The sequence below is a fragment of the Acidovorax sp. FG27 genome (genome assembly GCF_040365715.1).
Taxonomy (GTDB): domain Bacteria; phylum Pseudomonadota; class Gammaproteobacteria; order Burkholderiales; family Burkholderiaceae_C; genus Paracidovorax.
Map to the genome: position 1 here is coordinate 46,013 of NZ_BAABVY010000012.1, position 20,640 is coordinate 66,652.

General features: G+C 73.1%; 10 protein-coding genes. 8 read left to right on the top strand and 2 right to left on the bottom strand.

All coding sequences use genetic code 11. The features are described 5' to 3' along the window. Positions 1–5: 5 nt before the first annotated feature. The gene (gene ertE / locus ABWV53_RS16215) at positions 6–1,373 is read left to right on the top strand and encodes an N-carbamyl-l-glutamate amidohydrolase ErtE (RefSeq protein ID WP_353367189.1); all 1,368 of its coding nucleotides are present in this window, start codon (positions 6–8) and stop codon (positions 1,371–1,373) included. 141 nt (positions 1,374–1,514) lie between these two features. Further along, positions 1,515–3,425, top strand: a complete 1,911-nt coding sequence (locus ABWV53_RS16220) for a B12-binding domain-containing radical SAM protein (protein ID WP_353367190.1) — start codon at positions 1,515–1,517, stop codon at positions 3,423–3,425. A 626-nt stretch (positions 3,426–4,051) separates the two neighbouring features. Here ABWV53_RS16220 and ABWV53_RS16225 read toward each other — a convergent pair. Next, positions 4,052–5,536, bottom strand: coding sequence for an aldehyde dehydrogenase (NADP(+)) (locus ABWV53_RS16225; protein WP_353367191.1), 1,485 nt, complete (start codon positions 5,534–5,536; stop codon positions 4,052–4,054). 199 nt (positions 5,537–5,735) lie between these two features. Here ABWV53_RS16225 and ABWV53_RS16230 point away from each other — a divergent pair, with 199 nt between their 5' ends. From ABWV53_RS16230 to pssA, 4 genes are all read left to right on the top strand, one after another. Then, the gene (locus tag ABWV53_RS16230) at positions 5,736–5,972 is read left to right on the top strand and encodes a DUF6139 family protein (RefSeq protein WP_056669480.1); all 237 of its coding nucleotides are present in this window, start codon (positions 5,736–5,738) and stop codon (positions 5,970–5,972) included. A gap of 244 nt (positions 5,973–6,216) precedes the next feature. Next, a complete protein-coding gene (locus ABWV53_RS16235; protein ID WP_353367192.1) occupies positions 6,217–8,391 on the top strand; it encodes an acetoacetate--CoA ligase in 2,175 nt (724 codons plus the stop codon). An 81-nt stretch (positions 8,392–8,472) separates the two neighbouring features. Beyond that, the gene (locus tag ABWV53_RS16240; RefSeq protein WP_353367193.1) at positions 8,473–14,064 is read left to right on the top strand and encodes a diguanylate cyclase; all 5,592 of its coding nucleotides are present in this window, start codon (positions 8,473–8,475) and stop codon (positions 14,062–14,064) included. Positions 14,065–14,169: 105 nt separating this feature from the next. Beyond that, on the top strand, positions 14,170–14,793 hold the full coding sequence (pssA, locus tag ABWV53_RS16245; RefSeq protein ID WP_353367194.1) for a CDP-diacylglycerol--serine O-phosphatidyltransferase: 624 nt from the start codon (positions 14,170–14,172) through the stop codon (positions 14,791–14,793). 46 nt (positions 14,794–14,839) lie between these two features. Here pssA and ABWV53_RS16250 read toward each other — a convergent pair whose 3' ends face one another. Then, entirely contained in the window at positions 14,840–18,793 is a 3,954-nt protein-coding gene (locus ABWV53_RS16250) for an IPTL-CTERM sorting domain-containing protein (RefSeq protein ID WP_353367195.1), read from the bottom strand. 198 nt (positions 18,794–18,991) lie between these two features. Between ABWV53_RS16250 and minC the strand changes: the two genes are divergently transcribed. Both minC and minD read left to right on the top strand, forming a co-directional pair. Beyond that, complete coding sequence (gene minC, locus ABWV53_RS16255) at positions 18,992–19,753, top strand: septum site-determining protein MinC (RefSeq protein WP_353367196.1); 762 nt, start codon at positions 18,992–18,994, stop codon at positions 19,751–19,753. Positions 19,754–19,824: 71 nt separating this feature from the next. Beyond that, a complete protein-coding gene (minD, locus tag ABWV53_RS16260; RefSeq protein ID WP_056669508.1) occupies positions 19,825–20,640 on the top strand; it encodes a septum site-determining protein MinD in 816 nt (271 codons plus the stop codon).

Genomic DNA, 20,640 nt, shown 5'->3' on the forward strand with positions numbered 1-20,640 from the left:
GCGGCATGGACACCTCCTGCGCCCCTCCCACTCCCGCCACCCCTGCCACCCCCGCCACCACTCCGCAGGCGGCTGCCGCCGCGCTGCTGCAGCCGCTGCGGCAGGCGCTGCCCGATCTGCCCCTGCGCGGCGACCGGCTCTGGCGCCGGCTGGAAGCGCTGGCCGGCTTCACCCGCCCCGACCTGCCGTGGACCCGGCGCGCCTTCTCGCCCGAGTTCATCGCCGCCCGCGCCTGGCTGCGCGAGGAATTCGCCAGCGCCGGCCTGGCGGTGCGGCTGGACGCGGCGGGCAACCTGATCGGCCGGCGCGAGGGCCGCATGCCCGGCGCACCCGCACTGGCGAGCGGCTCGCACAGCGACACCGTGCTGCAGGGCGGCCGGTTCGACGGCATCCTGGGCGTGGCCGCCGCGCTGGAAGTGGCCCACGCGCTGCACGACGCCGGCCAGACCTGGCACCACCCGCTGGAGGTGATCGACTTCCTGGCCGAGGAGCCCACCGACCACGGCGTCTCCTGCGTCGGCAGCCGCGCCATGGCGGGCCTGCTGGACATGCCCCTGCTGCAGGCCGCCGACGCAGGCGGCGAGACGCTGGCGCATGCCATGCGCCGCATCGGTGGCATGCCCGAACTCATCGACACCGCCCGCCGCGAGCCCGGCAGCCTGGCCGCCTTCGTGGAGCTGCACATCGAGCAGGGCCCGGTGCTGGAGCAGGAGCACCTGGCCATCGGCGTGGTGACGCACATCGTCGGCATCCACCGGGTGGAGATCACGGTCACCGGCCAGCCCGACCACGCCGGCACCACGCCCATGCACCTGCGTCACGACGCGCTGGCCGGCGCGGCCGCGCTCATCACGCTGGCGCACCACCGCGCCCGGGCGCTGAACCAAGCGGAGCGCTACGTGGTGGCCACCGTGGGGCGGCTGGCCGTGGAGCCCAATTCCACCAACACCGTGCCCGGGCTGGTGCGCATGAGCCTGGAAGTGCGCAGCGACGACCCCGAGGTGCTGCGCAGCTTCGCCGACGACCTGCTGCACGGCGCGCAGGGCGAGATGCAGCGCTGCCGCGTCTCGGCCACCGCCCGCACCCAGACGCTGACGCCGCCCACCCGCGCCGACGACGGTGTGATCGCCGCCATCGAGCAGGCCGCCCGCCGGCACGGCCACACGCATCGGCGCATGCCCAGCGGCGCCGGCCACGACGCCGCGCCCCTGGCCCGCATCGCCCCGATGGGCATGGTGTTCATTCCGTGCCGGGGCGGCCGCAGCCACTGCGCGCGGGAGTGGAGCGACCCGGAACAGGTGCTGGCGGGCACCCAGGTGCTGGCCGCCACGCTGCAGGGGCTGGACCGGCAGCTGGCGACGGCGGCTGCCTAGCCCCGCATCGTTCTCGCTCTTTCCCCCCGCGCCCGCCTTGCGATCGCACGGCGCGGCGGCCCGGTGGCCCGGCAGTAACCCGGCCCGCACGGGGCCGGCCGGCGGCCCGGATAATCGGGGGCCTTGCCGCCCACGCCGTCCATGCCCGATTCCGCCTCCCGCGTGCTGGCCGTCATCCCGCCGATGACGCAGCTGAACACGCCGTATCCCTCCACCGCCTACCTCACGGGTTTTCTGCGCTCGCGCGGAATCACCGCGTTCCAGGAGGACCTGGCCCTGGCCCTGGTGCTGCGGCTGCTGTCGCCCGAAGGCTTGCAGCAGGTGGCCGCGCAGGTGGCGGCCCTTCCCCCGTCGCGGCGCAGCCCGGCCGTGCAGTCGTTCGCGGCGCAGCAGGCGCGGTATCTCGCCACCATCGGCCCGGCCATCGCCTTCCTGCAGGGGCGCGACAGCACCCTGGCGCACCGCATCGTCGGCCGCCACTACCTGCCCGAGGGGCCGCGCTTCGCCACGCTCGACGTCTATGTGGACGACGAGGGCGGCGACCCGCTGGGCTGGGCCTTCGGCGCCCTGGGACTGCACGACAAGGCCAAGCACCTGGCCACGCTGTACCTGAACGACCTGGCAGACGTGCTGCGCGATGCGGTGGACGAACGCTTCGAGTTCGTGCGCTATGCCGAGTCGCTGGCCGGCAGCCAGCCCACCTTCGACCCGCTGGCGAGCGCCCTGGCCGCGCCGCCCACGCTGGTGGACGCGATGCTGGTGCAGCTCACGCACGAGGCCATCGAGCGCCACCAGCCCAGCGTGGTGCTGCTGTCGGTGCCGTTTCCCGGCTCCGTGTATGCGGCCTTCCGCATCGCCCAGGCCGTGAAGGCGCGGCACCCGCACATCGCCACCGTGCTGGGCGGCGGGTTCGTGAACACCGAGCTGCGCGAGCTGGCCGATCCGCGCGTGTTCGACTTCGTCGACTACGTGACGCTGGACGCCGGCGAACGCCCGCTGCTGGCGCTGCTGGAGCACCTGGAAGGCCGGCGCGGCAGGCAGCGCCTGGTGCGCACGTTCGTGCGGGACGATGCCGGCGCCGTGCAGTACGTCAACATGATGGAGGCCGACGTGGCGTTTGCCGAAGTCGGCACGCCCACCTGGGACGGCCTGCCGCTCGACCGCTACCTGTCGCTGCTGGACATGCTCAACCCCATGCACCGGCTCTGGAGCGACGGGCGCTGGAACAAGCTGACGGTGGCGCACGGCTGCTACTGGAAGAAATGCAGCTTCTGCGACGTGAGCCTGGACTACATCAGCCGCTACGAGGGCGCCAGCGCCCAAGTGCTGGCCGACCGCATCGCGGCCATCGTCGCCGAGACGGGCCAGACGGGCTTTCACTTCGTGGACGAGGCCGCGCCGCCCAAGGCGCTCAAGGCCCTGTCCACCGAACTCATCGCGCGCAACGCCGGCATCAGCTGGTGGGGCAACGTGCGCTTCGAGAAAACCTTCACGCCAGAGCTGGCCGAGCTGATGGCCGATGCGGGCTGCATCGCCATCTCCGGCGGGCTGGAGGTGGCGTCGGACCGGCTGCTGCAACTGATGAAGAAGGGCGTGTCGGTGGACCAAGTGGCGCGCGTGACCAAGGCGTTCTCGGACGCCGGCATTCTGGTGCACGCCTACCTGATGTACGGCTTTCCGACGCAGACGGTGCAGGACACGGTGGATGCGCTGGAATACGTGCGCCAACTCTTTGCCAACGGCTGCATCCAGAGCGGCTTCTTCCACCGCTTCGCCTGCACGGTGCATTCACCCGTCGGCAAGAACCCCGAGGAATACGGCGTGACGCTGGCGCCGCTGCCGGCCGGGGCGTTCGCCAGGAACGACGTGGGGTTCATCGATCCGACGGGGGTGGATCACGATGCGCTGGGGTTGGGGTTGAAGAAGGCGATCTACAACTACATGCATGGGATCGGGCTGGAGGAGGATGTGCGGGCGTGGTTTCCGTTCCATGTGCCGAAGACGACGGTGCATCGGCGGCGGATCGAGAAGGCGCTGGCTTCTTCTTCTTAAATTTTTGGCTGGGTCGGGGCTGGGAGGTGCTGGGCGGTTGCTTTCCGGGCCCGGGGTGCGCTGCGGGGGGGCGGTGCTGGCACGTGTTGGGTGGTTGCCTCCCGGAGCCGGGATTTCGCCCCGGCGGGCGAGTAACTTTCTTTCGTTTCGCCGAAAGAAAGTCACCAAAGAAAGGGCGACCCTGCTGTGCGTGTCCCTTCGCTTCGCTACGGGCAACCTGCGATGCTCGCGCGTGGAGGGCTGCCGCAGAACTCACTGCGCTGCTTTGCAGCTCCATTCAAACAGCTGCGGCAAGTCAGAGCTTGAAGCATGCGTGTCCTTCGGCACGCATGCGCCCTCCACGCGCTGCGCTTCTCGGCACGCACAGAAGGGAGGGGGGAGCCAATCGGGCCGTCGCTGCGCTCGGCCTGGCGTTCGCGGCGCACAGCGCCTGCGTGGGGGTGATCGCTTTGCGGTGCGCAAACTCACCCCCTCGGTTGAACCCCCGCCCGTTCGGGCTGAGCTCTGCAATTGCTATCGATTCAATAGCTGCAGGCGCTGATGGATCAAGCGCTGGAGGCTCAAATGACCTTCGAAAATGGCCGCCCGGGACCACCTAGCGGGCAGGGGGCCCCGGGCGAGTTTCATCACACCGGAACGCCCTGCCGCGCGGCCAGCCAGCCCGGTGCGTCCTGCAGCACCACCGGGCGCAGGAAGCGGTCCAGCGCCGCGTAGCCCACCGAGGTGGTGAACGGCGCGGTCGATGCGGGGAAGGGGCCGCCGTGGTGCTGGGCGGCGGTGACGGCCACGCCGGTGGGCACGCCGGTGAAGAGCACGCGGCCGGCCACCTGGGTGGCGGCGCGCACCAGGTCGCGGTGCTCGGCCGTGTCTTCGTCGGCGCCCCAGACCGTCACGGTGAGCGAGCCGCCCACGGCCTTGAGCACGGCGATGGTCTCCGCCACCGAGGCCACGCGCACCACCAGGGCGGCGGAGCCGAAGACTTCTTCATGCAGCTGGTGGTCGGCGATGAAGTCGGCCGCCCGCACTTCGGCCAGGAAGGGGCGCGGCGTGGCGCCGGCGTCGGCCACGTCGCTCACCAGGGGCTTGAGCCGGGCGTGGCCCTTCCAGGCGGCCACGCCCTTGTCGAAGGCGCTGCGGATGCCGGGCGTGAGCATGGCGTGCGGGGCCAGCGCGGCCAGCTTCTCGGCCAGCGTGGCGACGAAGGCGTCGCCGGAGGCATCCTGGCGCACGACGATCACGCCGGGGCTGGTGCAGAACTGGCCCGCGCCCAGGCAGATGGAGCCGGCCAGCGTCTCGGCCAGGGCGGCGCCGTTGGCCTGCAGGGCAGCGGGCAGGGCGACCAGCGGGTTGACCGAGCCCAGCTCGCCGTAGAAGGGGATGGGTGTGGGGCGCTCGGCCGCCACCTTGGCCAGGGCCGTGCCGCCCTTGAACGAGCCCGTGAAGGCCACGGCCGCGATGGCGGGCGCCCGCACCAGCGCCACGCCGGCGTCGATGGAGCCGCCTTCGACCAGCTGGAACACGCCTGCCGGCAGGCCGCGCGCGGCCACCACCTGCTGGGCCAGGGCTGCCGTGCGGCGCGTCAGCTCGGGGTGGGCCGGGTGGCCCTTGACGACCACCGGGCAGCCGGCGGCCAGCGCCGAGGCGGTGTCGCCGCCCAGCACCGAGAAGGCGAAGGGGAAGTTGCTGGCCGAGAACATGGCGACCGGGCCCACCGGCACGCGCACCCGCAGCATGCGCGGGCGGCCGGCGGGTGGCGCGCCGGCGACGGCCGGGTCGTCGATGGTGGCGTGGGCATCGCCGCGCTCGATCACATCGGCGAAGCCGCGCAGCTGGAAGGCGGTGCGGTCCAGCTCGCCGTTCAGCCGCACGGGCCCCAAGCCGCTTTCGCGGTCGGCCACCGGCACCAGAGTGTCCCGCTGCGCTTCCAGCGCGCCGGCCAGGTCGCGCAGCAGGGCGGCGCGGTCGGCGGCCGGGGTGGCGGCAAAGGCATCGGCCACCTGTGCGGCGGCGGCCACGGCGGCATCGATCTGGGCGGGAGTGGATTCGGGCCAGGCTTCGCCGTGGGGCTGGCCGGTACGGGCGTCGATGGACTGGAGGGTGTGTAAGCTCATGGCGTTGTCTGATGTCTGATGAGTAGCAGGGCGGGCGGAGCATAGCCTGTCCGGACCTGGCAACGCAAGTTGCGGGCCGGCAGGGCGTGTCCAACGCCGGGCCGCTTCTGCCGACGCCGGCTGGGGTGCGAATTCCTACGTGTCGCGGGGCGCGCCGTCGCTAGAGTGGACGTTTCTTCAACCGACCCAGGAGTGACCCATGCGCGTGGACATCTATCGCCGAACCGAAGCCGAAGGCAAGTTCTCTCATCTGGTGGTGCCCGAGGGCCGCCCCATCCCGCAGGAGGCGATCAACACCGACTGGGAGAGCGAGATGTCCGGCCAGGAACTGGACGAGTCCGCTGCGCACTGGGACGATTTCGGCATCGCCGAACCCGGCCGCCAGATCAGCGAGAAGGGCTATGCCATCACCAGCGTGAAGGAACAGACGGACTGACCGGTCTTTCGCCGGGCGGGCGCGGGCTGTAGCTGTATGACGAGCCCGGTCGCCCGCTCCAAAAACGATCCGCTTCCTGCCCACCCGCGCCCCCCCTCCGTTCGGGCTGAGCCTGCCGAAGCCAGGGCACGCTCCCCGTGCCCGAGCGCTCGCCGGCCGCGCCCACACTGCTTGTCCGGTGCGTGACGCCCCGCCACCCGCCCCCGTTGTCGCCCCTGCCGCCGCGCTGCTACGCTGCGCCGCCATGGAGACAAAAAAACCTTCCCCCCCGCCATCCGCCACGCCGCCCTACATCCCGCAGATCCGCCTCTACCAGCAGTGGCTGGAGCGTGAGCGCGGCCTCGCCTTCGGCGACTACGACGCCCTCTGGCGCTGGTCCACCACCGACCTCGACGCCTTCTGGCAGAGCCTGTGGGACTATTTCGACGTGCAGTCGCCCACGCCGCACACGGCGGTGCTGGCACGCAACGCCATGCCGGGGGCCCGGTGGTTCCCCGGCGCGCAGGTCAACTACGCGCGGCAGGCGCTGCGGCACGTGGACGCGGCCCACGCCGCCGGCCAGCCCGCCGTCATCAGCCGCAATGAAAAAGGCCAGCACCGCGAACTGGGCTGGCCCGAGCTGCGCCGGCAGGTGGCGGCGCTCGCGCTGCACCTGCGCCGCCAGGGCGTGGGCCCGGGCGACCGGGTGGCTGCCTACCTGCCGAACGTTCCCGAAACCCTGGTCGCGCTGCTGGCCACCGTCAGCCTGGGCGCGGTCTGGAGCGTCTGCGCGCCCGACATGGGCACGGCCGCCGTGCTCGACCGCTTCCGCCAGATCGAGCCCAAGGCGCTGATCGCGGTGGACGGAGTGACCTATGGTGGGCGCGACCTGGACCGCACCGGCGTGCTGGCCGAGCTGCGGGCCGGCCTGCCCACGCTGCAGCACGTGGTGCTGGTGCGCCAGACGGGTGCTACTGAAATGATAGCTGGCTGCGCAGACTACATCAGCGCCACGGCCCAAAACGATGCCGAAGTGGCGGCCTTCGAGCCGCTCTGGGTGGCGTTCGACCACCCGCTCTGGATCGTCTATTCCAGCGGCACCACCGGCCTGCCCAAGCCCATCGTGCACGGCCATGGCGGCATGGTGCTGGTGGCGCTGCAGCTCAAGTGCCTGCACAACGACATCGGCTGCAGCTACGAGCCCAATTCCTGGGGCGAGCGTTACCACTGGTACAGCTCCACCGGCTGGGTGATGTGGAACGCGCAGGCCAGCGGGCTGCTGTCGGGCACCACCTGCGTGATCTACGACGGCAACCCCGGCGGCAGCAAGGACCGGCCCGACTGGGGCGTGCTGTGGCGCTTCGCCGCCGAGACGGGCGTGACCTTCTTCGGCGCCGGCGCGGCCTTCTACGCCAACTGCATGAAGGCGGGGCTGGAACTGGCGGACTGCGGCGACCTGCGCCGCGTGCGGGCCCTGGGCACCACCGGCTCGCCACTGTCGGCCGAGGTGCAGGAATGGGGCAGCCGGCAGTTCGAGCGCCTGCGCGATGGAGCCACCGCCGACCCCGCCGCCGCGCCGGGCCGCCCCAAGCAAGGCGCGGCCCCCTTGGGGGGCAGCGACCCATGCGAAGCAGGGGAGCGTGGGGGCGATGCGATCTGGTGGAACAACATCTCAGGGGGCACCGACTTCTGCGGCGCCTTCATCGGCGGCCACCGCGAGCTGCCCCAGGTGCCCGGCGAGATGCAGTGCCGCATGCTCGGGGCCGCCGTCGAGGCCTGGGACGCCGAGGGCCACCCGGTGGTCGACGCCGTGGGCGAGCTGGTCTGCACCCAGCCCATTCCGTCGATGCCGCTCTACCTCTGGGGCGACACCGACGGCAAGCGCTACCTGGCCAGCTACTTCGACATGTACCCGCCCGGCCACGGCCGCCGGCCCGGGGGCGGCGACGGCCCGGCCGAGATGGGCGCCGTCTGGCGGCACGGCGACTGGCTGAAGGTCACCTCGCGCGGCAGCTGCATCATCTACGGCCGCAGCGACGCCACCATCAACCGCCACGGCCTGCGCATGGGCACCAGCGAGCTCTACAGCGCCGTCGAGGCGCTGCCGGAAGTGCTCGACAGCCTGGTGGTCGACCTGGAATACCTGGGGCGCGAGAGCTTCATGCCGCTCTTCGTCGTGCTGCGCCAGGGGGCGGTGCTGGACGACGCCCTGCGCCAGCGCATCGCCGGCGCCATCCGCACGGCGCTGTCGCCCCGCTTCGTGCCCGACGACATCGTGGCCGTGGCCGAGGTGCCGCGCACGCTCACGGGCAAGAAGCAGGAGCTGCCCGTCAAGAAGCTGCTGCTGGGCCAGCCGCTGGACAAGGTGGTCAACAAGGACGCCATGGCCAACCCGGGCAGCCTGGACTGGTACGTGGCCTACGCGGCGCGGCGGGCTTAGGCAGGGCCCGGTTCCGCCCTGTCAAAGGTACATGACGCGAGAGACGGCGCGGCTATCATCCGCCAACCCCGCCGCATCGCCATGTACCCTCCCACGCCACCTGTCGCCGGCGCGCAAGATGCCGTGCCGGTTCCCGACTTCGCCCGGCCTGGCCGGGCGTTCGCGGGCTACAACGTGTCGGCGGTGCTGTACGAGGGGCCGCGCTCCGTGGTGCTGCGCTGCCACCAGGCCGACGGGCAGCCGGCCATCGTCAAGCTGCTGCGCTGCGAGCGGCTGGGGCCGGGCGAGGTGGCGCGGTTCAGGCGCGAGTACGAGCTGTCGCGGCAGGTGGCGCATGAGCGCGTGGTCAGCGCCAGCGCCCTCGGCAGCCATGACGGCGTGCTCTTCATCGCCATGCCCGACGACGGCGCCGCCGCCCTGCGCGACTGGCTGCGCGCCGGCCCGCTGCCCATCGCCCGGGCCCTGGACGTCGCCCTGGCCGTGGTGGACGGGCTGGAGGCCATCCACCTGCGCAACATCGTGCACAAGGACGTGGCGCCCGGCAACATCATCGCCCGCCCGGACGGCACCGTGCGGCTCATCGACTTCGGCATCGCGGCCAACGTGTCGGTCGAGCGCACCCAGGCCGTGAGCCTGCGCGAGCTGGAGGGCACGCTCTCCACCATGGCGCCGGAGCAGACCGGCCGCATGAACCGCGACCTGGACTACCGGGCGGACTTCTACGCGCTGGGCGCCACGCTGTACGAACTGCTGACCGGCGCGCCGCCCTTCGGCGCCATCGACGACCCGCTGCAGGCCGTCCACGCCCACCTGGCGCTGCTGCCGCCGCCGCTGCAGGCGCGCTGCCCCGGTGCGCCCGCGCTGCTGGGCGCGCTGGTGGACCGGCTGCTGGCCAAGGAGCCCGAGTCGCGCTACCAGAGCCACCACGTGCTGCGGCGCGACCTGCGGAGCATCCGCGCCGGGCTGGACGACCCGGAGGCACTGCAGGGCCTGGTGCTGGCGCAGGGCGACCTGCCGGAGCGCCTGCACACGGCGGGCCGCCTCTACGGCCGCGCGCCCGAGGTGCGCCGGCTCCTGGCCGCCTTCGACGCGGCGGCGGCCGGCGCCGCCCGGCTGGTGACGCTGGCGGGCGCGCCGGGCGTGGGCAAGACCGCGCTGGTGCAGGAGGTGCAGCGCACCCTGCTGGCGCGCCAGGGCCACATGGCCAGCGGCAAGTTCAACCAGTTCGGCCAGCCCGCGCCCTGCGCGGCCTTCGTGCAGGCGCTGGCGCAGCGCACCCGCCAGGTGCTGGCGCTGCCGCCGGACGAACGCGCGGTGTGGGGCGCGCGGCTGCAGGCGCTGCTGGGCGCCAACCGGGCGCTGGCGCTGTCCACCCTGCCCGAGCTGGTGGCGCTGCTGGAGCCCGCCGCGGCGCACGAGCACGCGCTGGGCCCCGTCGAGGCCGAGAACCGGTTCGTGCGCACCATGCAGCTGTGTTTCGCGGGCCTGTGCAGCGCGCAGTCGCCGCTGCTCGTGTTCATCGACGACCTGCAGTGGAGCGACCGGCTGTCGCGCCGGCTGCTGCGCGAGATGGTGCTCGACGACGGCTTGCGCCACCTGCTGGTGATCGGCGCCTACCGCGCCGACGAGGTGGTGGGCGACCACCCGCTGGCGCAGGACCTGGCCCTGCTGGCCGAGCCGGCGGCCGGGCTCGACGCGAACGATGGCCGCTACCTGGCGCTGCGGCTCGATCCGCTGGCACCGGGCGATGTCGCCCAGTGGCTGGCCGACATGCTGCAGCACCCGCAGCCCGAAGTGCAGGCGCTGGCGCAGCTGTGCCATGCCAAGACGGGCGGCAACCCGTTCTTCCTCGGCCGCTTCCTGCACGATCTGCACCAGCGCGGCCTGATCTGGCTGGACCGGGCCGGCCCGCGCTGGAGCTGGGACGCCGACCGCATCCGCCACGAACATGTGGCCGACAACGTGGTGGCGCTGATGCTGGAGCAGCTGCGCCGCCTGCCGCCGGACACGCGCGACGTGCTGGCCACCGCCGCCTGCCTGGGCAGCCGGTTCGACCCGCACCTGCTGGGCGTGGCCAGCGGTAGCTCCACGCAAGGCGTGGCCCGTGCCCTGCACCCCGCCCTGGAGGCCGGCCTGGTGCTGCCGCGCGACGCCCGCTACAAGTGGCTGCCGGTGCTGGACGCGCAGGAAAGCGAACAGGTGCAGGCCGAGTTCGCCTTCGCCCACGACCGCGTGCAGGAGGCCGCGTACCTGCTGTCGCCGGCCTCGGCGCGGCCGGCGCTGCACCTGCGCATCGCCCGCCTGCTGCGCGATGCGCGGCCGGGCGGGCAGCCCGACTTCGCCATCGTCAACCACTTCAACCTGGGCCAGGCGCTGCTGGATTCACCGGCCGAGCGCGCGCTGCTGGCCGGCTACAACGCCCGCGCCAGCCAGCAGGCGGCCGACGCGGCCTCGTTCGATCTGGCCGCCCACTACGCCGGCCAGGCGGTGGCGCTGGGCGGCGCGGCCGGCTGGGTGGCCGACGCGGCCGGCACCCTGGCGCTGCACGTGCATGCGGCCCGCATGGCGGCCCTGACCGGCGATGCGGCGGGCATGGAGGCGCTGATCGACTCCGCGCTGCCGCATGCCGCCACGCCACTGGACCGGGCGCGGCTGCTGGACGTGCGCATCGAATCGTTCTATGCCTCGGGCCGGCTGGACGACACGCTGGAACTGGGCCTTTCCGTGCTGGCCCTGCTCGGCGCCTCGCCCCCGGCCGCCGCGTCGCCCGCCGATGCGGTGCAGCTGGTGACCGACGTGCGCGCAGAGATCGAGGCCCTCGGCTTCGACGCGCTGGCCGCCCGGCCCGTCATGACCGACCCGCTCTGCCTGCAGCAGCTGTCGGTGGTGGCCAAGATGACCGCCGCCGCCTACATTGCCCGCCCCGCGCTGCTGCCGCTGCTCACGGTGCTGCAGGTGCGCCTCATGGTGGCCCACGGCCATGCGCCGGTGGCGCTGTCGGCTTATTCGGTGATGGGGCTGATGGTGGCCGAATTCCTGCAGGACTACCCGTTCGGCTACCGGCTCGGCCGCCTGTCGATGGAACTGGTGGAGCGGCAGGACTGGCGCCATGTGCAGGCGCATGCCGGCTTTTCGTTCAACGCCTTCCTGCGCCACTGGATCGAGGGCATCGCCAGCGGCCTGCCCGGCCTGATGGCGGTGCACCGCGGCGGGCTGGAGACCGGCAACCTGCGCCACGCGGGCCTGGGCCTGTACGTGCACGGCTACCACGCTCTGCTCGCGGGCATGCCGCTGGCCGACCTGGAGGCGCAGCTGCAGGCCGACGCCGCCACGCTGCAGCGCATCCGGCAGCCGGTGGCGCACGACTACCTGGGTGCGCTGCTGGCCGTGGTGCGCGCCCTGCGCCGCACCGTCCCGGACGACGCTCACCCCCTGGAGCAGCCCGCGGCCGGCTTCTCGGCCGAGGCGCTCGCGCGCACCTACGCCGCCCGCGCCGACCAGACCGGCAGCATGTTCCTGCATGCCTGGCACTGCATGCTGCACGCGCTGGCCGGCCGCGCCGATGAAGCCGTGGCGGCCGGCGACGCGGCCCAGGCGCTCTTTGCCGCCGGGCGCGGCATGGTGATGGTGCCGTTCTGCGTGTTCTTCTCCGCCATGTCGGCGCCGCGCAGCGGCCGGCCCGATGCGGCGCAGCGCTGCCAGGCGGCGCTGCGCCGGCTCGACCTCTGGGCCCACCACTGCCCCGACGTGCGGCCGCTGGCGCACCTGCTGCGCGCGCGCATGGGCGCGAGCGGCATCCGCCCGCCCGGCCCGCCCATCGACGTGGCGGCGGAAATCGAGGCCGCCCGGCGCACCGCGCAGGGGCTGGACAACCTGTTCCTGCAGGCGCTGGTGCACTGGTGCGTGAACGCGCAGGCAGCGCCGGCCGACCCGGCCGATGCCGCTGCGCGCGCCGAGCGGGCCGAGGCCCGGGCGCTGTGCCTGCGCTGGGGCGGGGCGGCGCTCGCCGGGCGCATCGAAGAGCCCGCTGCGGCGTCGGCCGGCCCGGTGCGCCCGGCCGCCAAGGTCGCGCTGCCCCAGGGCACCGTGCCGGTGGCGCCGGGCAGCGCCCTCGATCTGTCCACGCTGATGAAGGCCGTGCAGGCCGTCACCGCCGAGATCGCGCTCGACGCGCTGCTGCACCGCCTGCTGCGGGTGCTGCAGGAAAGCGCTGGCGCCAGCCGCGTGGCCGTGGTGCTGGGCGACGGCACCGGCTCGGGGGCCGCGTGGTCGCTGCGGGCCGACAGCGCCACGGCCGACGCCGCCGCGCACGCCGAAGGCCTGCCGCTGGAAGCCGCTGGCGCGCACCTGCCGCTGGAGGTGCTGCGCACCGTGCTGCACCTGGCCGCGCCGGTGCTCATTCCCGACGTGCTGCAGGCCCATGTCTGGCGGCGGCTGCCGTACTTCGGCACGCGCTCGGTGCGGTCGGTGCTCTGCGTGCCGCTGGTGCGGGTCGGCAGCACCCTGGGGGCGCTCTACCTGGAGAACGACGCGCTGCCGGGCGTGTTCTCGCAGGAGCGCATCGAATTCCTGGAGCTGCTGTCGGGCAACGTGGTCAACGCCATCGACAACGCCCGGCTGTATGCCCAGTGGCGCGGGCTGGCGCAGACGCTGGAGCAGCGCGTGGCCGAGCGCACCCGGGCGCTGGCCGAGAGCGAATCGCGGCTCTTGTCCATCCTGCACAACGCGCCGCTGCCCATGGCCGTGACGCGCCTGTCCGACAACACCTTCGTGTACGTCAACGAGCGGGCGGCGCAGCTGTCGGGCATGAGCGTGGAGGAACTGTTGGGGCGCGAGCCGCGCAGCCTGTACCGCAACCCCGCCGAGCGCGACCGCGTGATCGCCCGCTACCAGCGCGACGGCGTGCTGCGCGACTACGAAACCGGGCTGATCGCCGCAGAGGGGCGCGAGGTGTGGGCGCTGCTGTCCATGGTGCCCATCACCTACGACGGCGCGGCCTGCGCGCTCTCGACCATCGTCGACATCACCGAACGCAAGGCCATGGAGGACGCGCTGCGCGTGGCGGCCACCACCGATGCATTGACCGGCACCGCCAGCCGCCGCAGCTTCATGGAGCGGGCCGGCGCGGCCGTGGCGCAGGCGCGCCGCGCGGCCGCCGGCAGCGCCGCGGCGGCGCTGTCCATGGTCATGCTCGACGTGGACGACTTCAAGCGCGTCAACGACCGCCATGGCCATGCGGCGGGCGACGCCGTGCTGCGCGCCGTGACGGCCACCTGCATGGGGCGGGTGCGGACGGGCGATCTGGTCGGCCGGCTGGGCGGCGAGGAGTTCGGCATCCTGCTGCCCGCCACCCCGCTGGACGCCGCCACCGCGCTCGCCGAGGCACTGCGCGCCGCCATCGCCGCGACAAGCGTGGCCGTGCCGCCTGCGGCCGCCGCCGACGCGCAGCCGCCCGGCCCCGTTGCGGTGCGGGTCACCGCCAGCTTCGGCGTCAGCACGCTGGCCGCCGGCGACACGCTGGACAGCCTGCTCGCGCGGGCCGACGGCGGCCTCTACCGCTCCAAGCAGCAGGGCCGCGACCGGGTGAGCTGCCTGCCCACGCCCGGGCCGGGCGAGGCCCCGGGTGCCCTGGGCGCGGCGGGTTCGGCTGCCGAGCCGCCGCCGGCGCCGTAGGATTCGCCTGACGGGCCGCGCCATGCCCGCGTTCCATAATGGCTCGCACCGCCGGCCGCACCATCTTTCACGGGCCGGCCGCCGATCGCCCATGCAAGGAGCCCCATGAACGCCCCCGCCCCCAAGCGCTTTTCGATGATCCGCGAGTTCCATCTCGCGGACTGGTTCACGCTGGGCAATGCCGTGTGCGGCGTGGGGGCGCTGTTTTCCTGCATGACCTACCTGGCCGCGGGCGACGTGCGGCACATCTACTTCGCCGCCGCCCTGGTGCTGGCCGCGCTGATCTTCGACGTGCTCGACGGCCGCATCGCCCGCTGGCGCCAGAAGTCGTCGGCCATGGGGCGCGAGCTGGACTCGCTGGCCGACGTCATCTCCTTCGGCGTGGCGCCGGCCATCATCGCCTACGCCTGCGGCATGCAGGGCCTCTACGACCGCATCGTGCTGGCCTACTTCGTCGCCTGCGGCGTGTCGCGCCTGGCGCGCTACAACGTCACGGCGGAAACGCTGTCCGAAGGCTCGGGCAAGGTGAAGTATTTCGAGGGCACGCCCATTCCCACCTCCATCGTGCTGGTGGGCCTGCTGGCGCTGGCGGCGGCGATGGGCGCCGTGGGCCCGAACCTGTGGTTCGGCCGGGTGCTGGTGGGGGGCTTCACGCTGCACCCGCTGGTGTTGCTGTTCGCGGTGTCGGGCTCGCTGATGATCAGCCGCATCCGCATCCCGAAATTCTGAACGGCCCCGCCCGCAGGGGCGGCGGCCGCCGGGTGCCGGATGGGATTCACCCCATGCGCCGGCGCATCCTCCACGCCGCCAGCGCCGCCAGGCACAGGCCCAGCAGTGCCTGCGCGGCCTGCGACAGCGTGGGAACGGCTCTCGCGTCGTCCGGCGCGGCGGCCACGCCGACGGCCACCGGGTCCACGATGATGCCGTTGACGGCGAAGTCCTCGTCGCCCGCACCGCCGTCGGTCACGGCGTAGCTCACCGACCGTTGGTCAGCGGACCAGCTGGCGGCGACGGCGTACCAGCGCGCCGCTGCGCCGGCCGTGGGGCGGCCGTATTTCCAGAGCGTGGCGCCCGCGGGGGCCGGCTGCGGCAGGTCCAGCCGGAGCGTGGCCGTGGAGCCCGGCGTGCCGCTGGCCAGCGAGAAACTGAAGATGCCGAACGGAAAGGCGATGCCCGGCGGAGGCCCGGCCGGCAGTGACGACGCGGGCTGGAACCCGGCCGACTGCGCCGTGAACCGCCAGATGCTGCCGCTCACCGCACCGCTGCGCCCGCCGCTGCCCGCCAGCGTGGCGCCCGCGATGTTGGGCGGGGCCACGGCGAAGCTGCGGTCCACCGGGTCCGAGGCGCCGTAGAGGGCGTTGCCGGCCTGCGTGGCCCGCAGCGTGCACGTGCCCGCCGTCAGCAGCGTCACCCGGAGACCATCCACCCGGCAGACGGCCTGCGACAGCGACGACAGCACCAGGGGTTGGCCCGAGGGGCCGCCCGCGACGCTGGCATCGAAGGGAAAGGCACCGAGCATGCGGTTGCCGGGGTCGTCGAAGGCGATGGATTGGGGCAGCCCGCTCGCCGCCGTCGTGAAGGCCTGCACGGCGATCGCCCCGGGGTGGCCCGCTGCCGTCACGGCCACGCCGTACAGGCGGTAGCCGGTGGCCGCCGCCAGGCCCGTCGCCAGGCGGCTGGCCGGCACGCCGGCCGAGAGGGCGACGGGGCCGCTGGCCCAGGGTGCGGCTCGGCCCTGGGCATCCTGCCCGGCAGCCACCTGCTCCCAGCTGGGTGCGGCGGCGGCGGCCGGCAGCACCACGGCGTGGAACGTGCCGTCCACGGGCAGCGCGGCCCGGAAGGCGAGCGAGGTGGCGCCGGTCGCGGTGTCGCCCAGCGTCACGCCGGCCAGCGGCGCCAGCGTGATCGGGTCCAGGCGGAACTTCTTCCACGCGGCATGGGGCAGGTCCTTGGCGGCCTGCCCGTCGCCGTAGAAGTCGGCATCGCCGCAGTCGCCGATCACGTCCACCGTGCCGCCGGCGTCCAGGCGGTCCGGTATCGCCGCCAGCCCTTCGGGCGAGCAGCCGGTCAGGGGGGCGGCCACGGCGTTCACGTCCGCATCGCGCAGCCGCAGGTCCAGCGCCAGGCCGGCGGCGCTGGTGCGGCCGCTCCAGGAGTAAAGACGGAAGTCGCGCGGCGCCGTGCCCGTCGCGCCGTTGGGCGGGCCCGCGATGATGAGGTATTCGCCCGCGCCGTTCTTGCGGATCTCGCGGATGCCGCGCCCGCCCAGGTCCAGCCGGATCGGCGCGCCCAGCGTGGCCGAGCCCGCGGTGCCGCCTGCCGCCGCGGGAAGGGCGGCGTAGTTGGCCACCGGCACGATCAGGGCGTGCGTGCGGCCGGCGGCGCTGTCGGCGGCCGCGGCAGGCTGGCCCGGCGCCGCCACCAGGGGCGCGCGGAAGGCCAGCCACGCGGCGCCGTCGCCGGGGCTCGTGGACATGCCCTCGATCGAGAACCCGCTCAAGGTGTCGGTCTCGGGCGCCTTCAGCGGATCGCCGTCGCCGCCGTTCGAGCTGGCGACCAGGCCCAGGTAGTCGGCGCCCAGGCCGTGGCTGCCGGCCCGGTCCCAGGCACGCAGGTCTTCGCGCAGCCACCGGTAGTAGCCGGCGGTGGACAGCGCCGGGCCGGCGCCCGCATCCACGGCCACGAAGCGCCACCGGTCGGGGCGCGACCGGCCGCTCTTGTTGTTGGAGTGCGACCCCGCCATGTAGATGCGGCTGCCGACGGAGAAGCTGGCCTCGGTGTCCATCTCGCCGTCCGTCTTGCAGTTGGCCAGGCCGCTGTAGCCCGGCGTGGCGCAGTCGGCATTGCCGGCGCTGCCGAGGCCCAGTGCGCCGGCATCGAGGGTCAGGGGCGCCGTCGGCGCTCCGCCCGTACCGCGCGCATAGGCCATGAAGCCGTTGCCGCCCGGCAGGGCTTGGGGTGCGGCGTCCTGCGCGGGCGCCTCGTCGTCGCCCACCAGCATCGTGGCCGCGTCGAGCACGATGGCCGTGGAGGCGTCGGAGCGGCCGGTGAACCAGCGCGTGCCGGCGGAGGCCGCCACCGCTGCGGAGGCCGCGTACCGCAGCGTGCGGGTCGCCGTGGCGCCCGACGGATTGGCCACGGTGACGGTGATGTCCGCATAGCCCCTGCCCGCCGGGGTGATGCGCAGCAGCGCCTGCCCACCGGTGTGGGTGAGCGCGAGGCCGGCGGGCGGCACCACCGCGGGGTTGCTGGAGCTGGCGCTCACCGTGAGGCTGCCGGCCGTGGCCACCGGGTCGCCGAGGGTGAAGGCGATGCCCGTCGTGGCGACAGGATCGTTCGGGTCGCCGGCCACGCCTGAAAAGGCGGAGCCGTCGGCCAGGGAGAGCTGCGGTGGATCGGCCGCCGTGAAGGCCGCCGCCGCCGTGGCCGGCCCGCCGCCGCGGCTGTTCACGGCCCGCACCCGCGCCCGGTAGCTGCCTGCGGACAGCCCGCCCACGGTCTGGCGGGTGCCGAAGACGGCCAGGGTGCGGTCCACGGTGGCGAAATCGTCGCGCGAGAGCTCGACGAGGTAGTAGGCCGGTGCAGCCCCGTCCGCTGGCGCGCCCCATTGCACCGTCACGGCGTTGCCGGAGGGCGTCGCGGAGACGGCTGCCGGCGCATTCGGCGTGGCGGCGGGGGCCGTGTCCTCGGGCGCCCAGGCCAGGCCCATGAACCGCTGGCCGGCCGCCGCGCTGGCCAGCAGCTGCGGCGCACCGGCGAGCGTGCCGCCGTGCCCCGAGGTGTCGAAGAGCCGGTAGAGGCTGCCGTCCGCGGCCGTCGCCAGCAGCATCACCGTGCCGCCGCCGGTATCGAGGGCGGCCAGGCCATGGGCGTTGGCCAGGGGCACGGAGCCCCGCGCCGTCCAGGTGCTGCCGTCGAAGGTGAACTTGCGCAGCGTGCCCGTGCCGTCGTTGTTGGCGGCCGCATAGAGCGTGTCGACGCCGGGCACGCCGGCATCCAGGTCGAGGAACGCGATGCCCCGGTAGTTGAAGGCCGTCACGCCGGGCAGGGCGGCCAGGGCGGGTGTTCCGCTCGTGGGCAGGCCCGATCCCACGCGGTTGATCGTGGCCCCGCCCGCGAAGGCGGTGTAGAGCTGTCCCGCCGCGATCGTGATGCCCTGTGCATTGGTGGCATTGAGGCGGCTGGCGGTGCCAGCGCCCTTGGCCGCATACCAGAGCCCCCGGCCGGCGCTGTTGCCGTTGCCGCTCAGCCAGGCGGCGGTGCAGTCGGCCGTGGCCGCGCCGCGGATCGCATCGGTGCCGAAGGCGGTGCTGCCCAGGGTGGTCGTGGCGTCGACGGCGCCCCCGGCTGCGACGAACGCCACGGCCCGGGCCACGGCGCTGGCCGCCGCGCCCTTGGGGTCACTGCCCCCGGCCACGGCCGCATAGCCCGGTGCGACCAGGCAGCGACCGTCGGCCGACCGGCCGAGCAGGCCTTCGGACGTGGTGCTGCTGGCCGTCAGCGGGGTCGATCCGCCCGAAGGAAGCGGCAGGGATTGCACCAGGGTGCCGTCGGGCCGGTACTCATCCAGGTAGACGGGAAGCGCGCCCGTGCCCGAGGCATCCACCCGGTAGGCGACGATGTTGCCGCCCATGAAGGCGGCGGCGCCAGCGGCCACTGGAAGGGCGGCAACAGCGGCGGCGGCCGTGGCGAAGGCCAGGCTGCGGGCGGCTCGCGGCGTCGGCTGCACGGGGCGGAGGTCTGGGGTCCGGAGGCGTGGCACGGTGGAAATTCCCTGGAAACTGACAAAAGCCCGCCAATCTAGGGCTGCCGCATGGCAGTTGCGTGACAGGGTGCCGACATGTCCGCCGGACCGCCAGGCGGTCGCATTCCCTGGTGACGGTAAACTTCGCCGCTTTGAGCCGCGTCCTTCGCACTCCTTTCTTCCATGGCCGTTGACACGGCGGGCGCCGCCCGCACCAGCTTTGACCTCAAGAGCGCCCAACTGCCCGTGGTGGCGGTGGCGCTGCGCACGACCGACGCCGCCGTGCTGGCCGCCGATCTGGCGGCACGCCTGGCCGACGACCCCGAATTCTTCGACAACGACCCGGTGCTGATCGACCTGGCGGGCGTGCGCGACGCGGCCGAGCCGGTGGATTTCGCCGCGCTGACCGCCTCATTGCGGGCGCTGCGCACCCGGCCCGTCGCCGCCCGCGGCGGCAGCCCCGAGCAGATGCAGGCCGCGCTGGCCGCCGGCCTGGTGGCCGCCCCGGAAGCCGCCCCCGCACGCGCTGCCGCCGCGCCGGCCGCCCCGGCCCGCGAAGTGGTGCGTGAAGTCGTGCGCGAAGTGGAAGTGCCCGCCCCGGTGCCGGTGGCCGGCCCCGCCACCGTGGTGGTGGACAAGCCGCTGCGCTCGGGCCAGCAGGTCTATGCCCGGGGCGGCGACCTGGTGGTGATGGCGGTGGTCAGCTTCGGCGCCGAGGTGATCGCCGACGGCAACATCCACATCTACGCGCCCATGCGCGGCCGGGCGATCGCCGGTGCGCGGGGCAATACCGAGGCGCGCATCTTCAGCACCTGCCTGGAGCCGCAACTGGTCTCCATCGCCGGCATCTACCGCACCACCGAGACCGAGCTGCCCGAGAACGTGCGCGGCAAGCCGGCCCAGGTGCGGCTCGAAGGCGAGAAGCTGCTCATCGAGCCGCTCTGAAGCCACCCCCCTTTTTTTTGACTTAGAACCATCCGTAGCTTCGGATCACCAACGCAGGGAATCAGCACACCATGGCCAAAATCGTCGTCGTGACCTCCGGCAAGGGAGGCGTGGGCAAGACCACCACCAGTGCCAGTTTTGCATCGGGCCTGGCCCTGCGCGGCCACAAGACCGCCGTCATCGACTTCGACGTCGGCCTGCGCAACCTCGACCTCATCATGGGCTGCGAGCGCCGCGTGGTCTATGACCTCATCAACGTCATCCAGGGCGAGGCCAACCTGAACCAGGCCCTCATCAAGGACAAGCAGTGCGACAACCTGTTCGTGCTGGCCGCCAGCCAGACGCGCGACAAGGACGCGCTCACGCAGGACGGCGTCGAGAAGATCCTGAACGACCTGGCCGCAATGGACTTCGAGTACATCGTCTGCGACTCGCCCGCCGGCATCGAGAGCGGCGCGCTGATGGCCATGCACTTCGCCGACGAGGCGCTGCTGGTGACCAACCCCGAGGTTTCCTCGGTGCGCGATTCCGACCGCATCCTGGGCATGCTGGGCAGCAAGACCAAACGCGCCATCGAGGGCAAGGAGCCGATCAAGGAGCACCTGCTCATCACCCGCTACAACCCCGGCCGCGTGCAGGACGGGCAGATGCTGAGCCTGGAGGACATCCAGGACATCCTGCGCATCGATCTGATCGGCGTGATCCCGGAATCGGAAAGCGTGCTGCAGGCCTCCAACCAGGGCACGCCGGCCGTGCACCTGCAGGGCTCGGACGTGTCCGAGGCCTACAAGGACGTGGTGGCCCGCTTCCTGGGCGAAGACAAGCCGCTGCGCTTCATCGACGCACAAAAGCCCGGCTTCTTCAAGCGCATCTTCGGCGGGAGGTAA

Bases quoted from the DNA above. Each gene is read 5' to 3' on its own strand.
- ertE (WP_353367189.1), top strand. From the start codon at position 6: ATGGACACCTCCTGCGCCCCTCCCACTCCCGCCACCCCTGCCACCCCC.
- ABWV53_RS16220 (WP_353367190.1), top strand. From the start codon at position 1,515: ATGCCCGATTCCGCCTCCCGCGTGCTGGCCGTCATCCCGCCGATGACG.
- ABWV53_RS16225 (WP_353367191.1), bottom strand. From the start codon at position 5,536: ATGAGCTTACACACCCTCCAGTCCATCGACGCCCGTACCGGCCAGCCC.
- ABWV53_RS16230 (WP_056669480.1), top strand. From the start codon at position 5,736: ATGCGCGTGGACATCTATCGCCGAACCGAAGCCGAAGGCAAGTTCTCT.
- ABWV53_RS16235 (WP_353367192.1), top strand. From the start codon at position 6,217: ATGGAGACAAAAAAACCTTCCCCCCCGCCATCCGCCACGCCGCCCTAC.
- ABWV53_RS16240 (WP_353367193.1), top strand. From the start codon at position 8,473: ATGTACCCTCCCACGCCACCTGTCGCCGGCGCGCAAGATGCCGTGCCG.
- pssA (WP_353367194.1), top strand. From the start codon at position 14,170: ATGAACGCCCCCGCCCCCAAGCGCTTTTCGATGATCCGCGAGTTCCAT.
- minC (WP_353367196.1), top strand. From the start codon at position 18,992: ATGGCCGTTGACACGGCGGGCGCCGCCCGCACCAGCTTTGACCTCAAG.
- minD (WP_056669508.1), top strand. From the start codon at position 19,825: ATGGCCAAAATCGTCGTCGTGACCTCCGGCAAGGGAGGCGTGGGCAAG.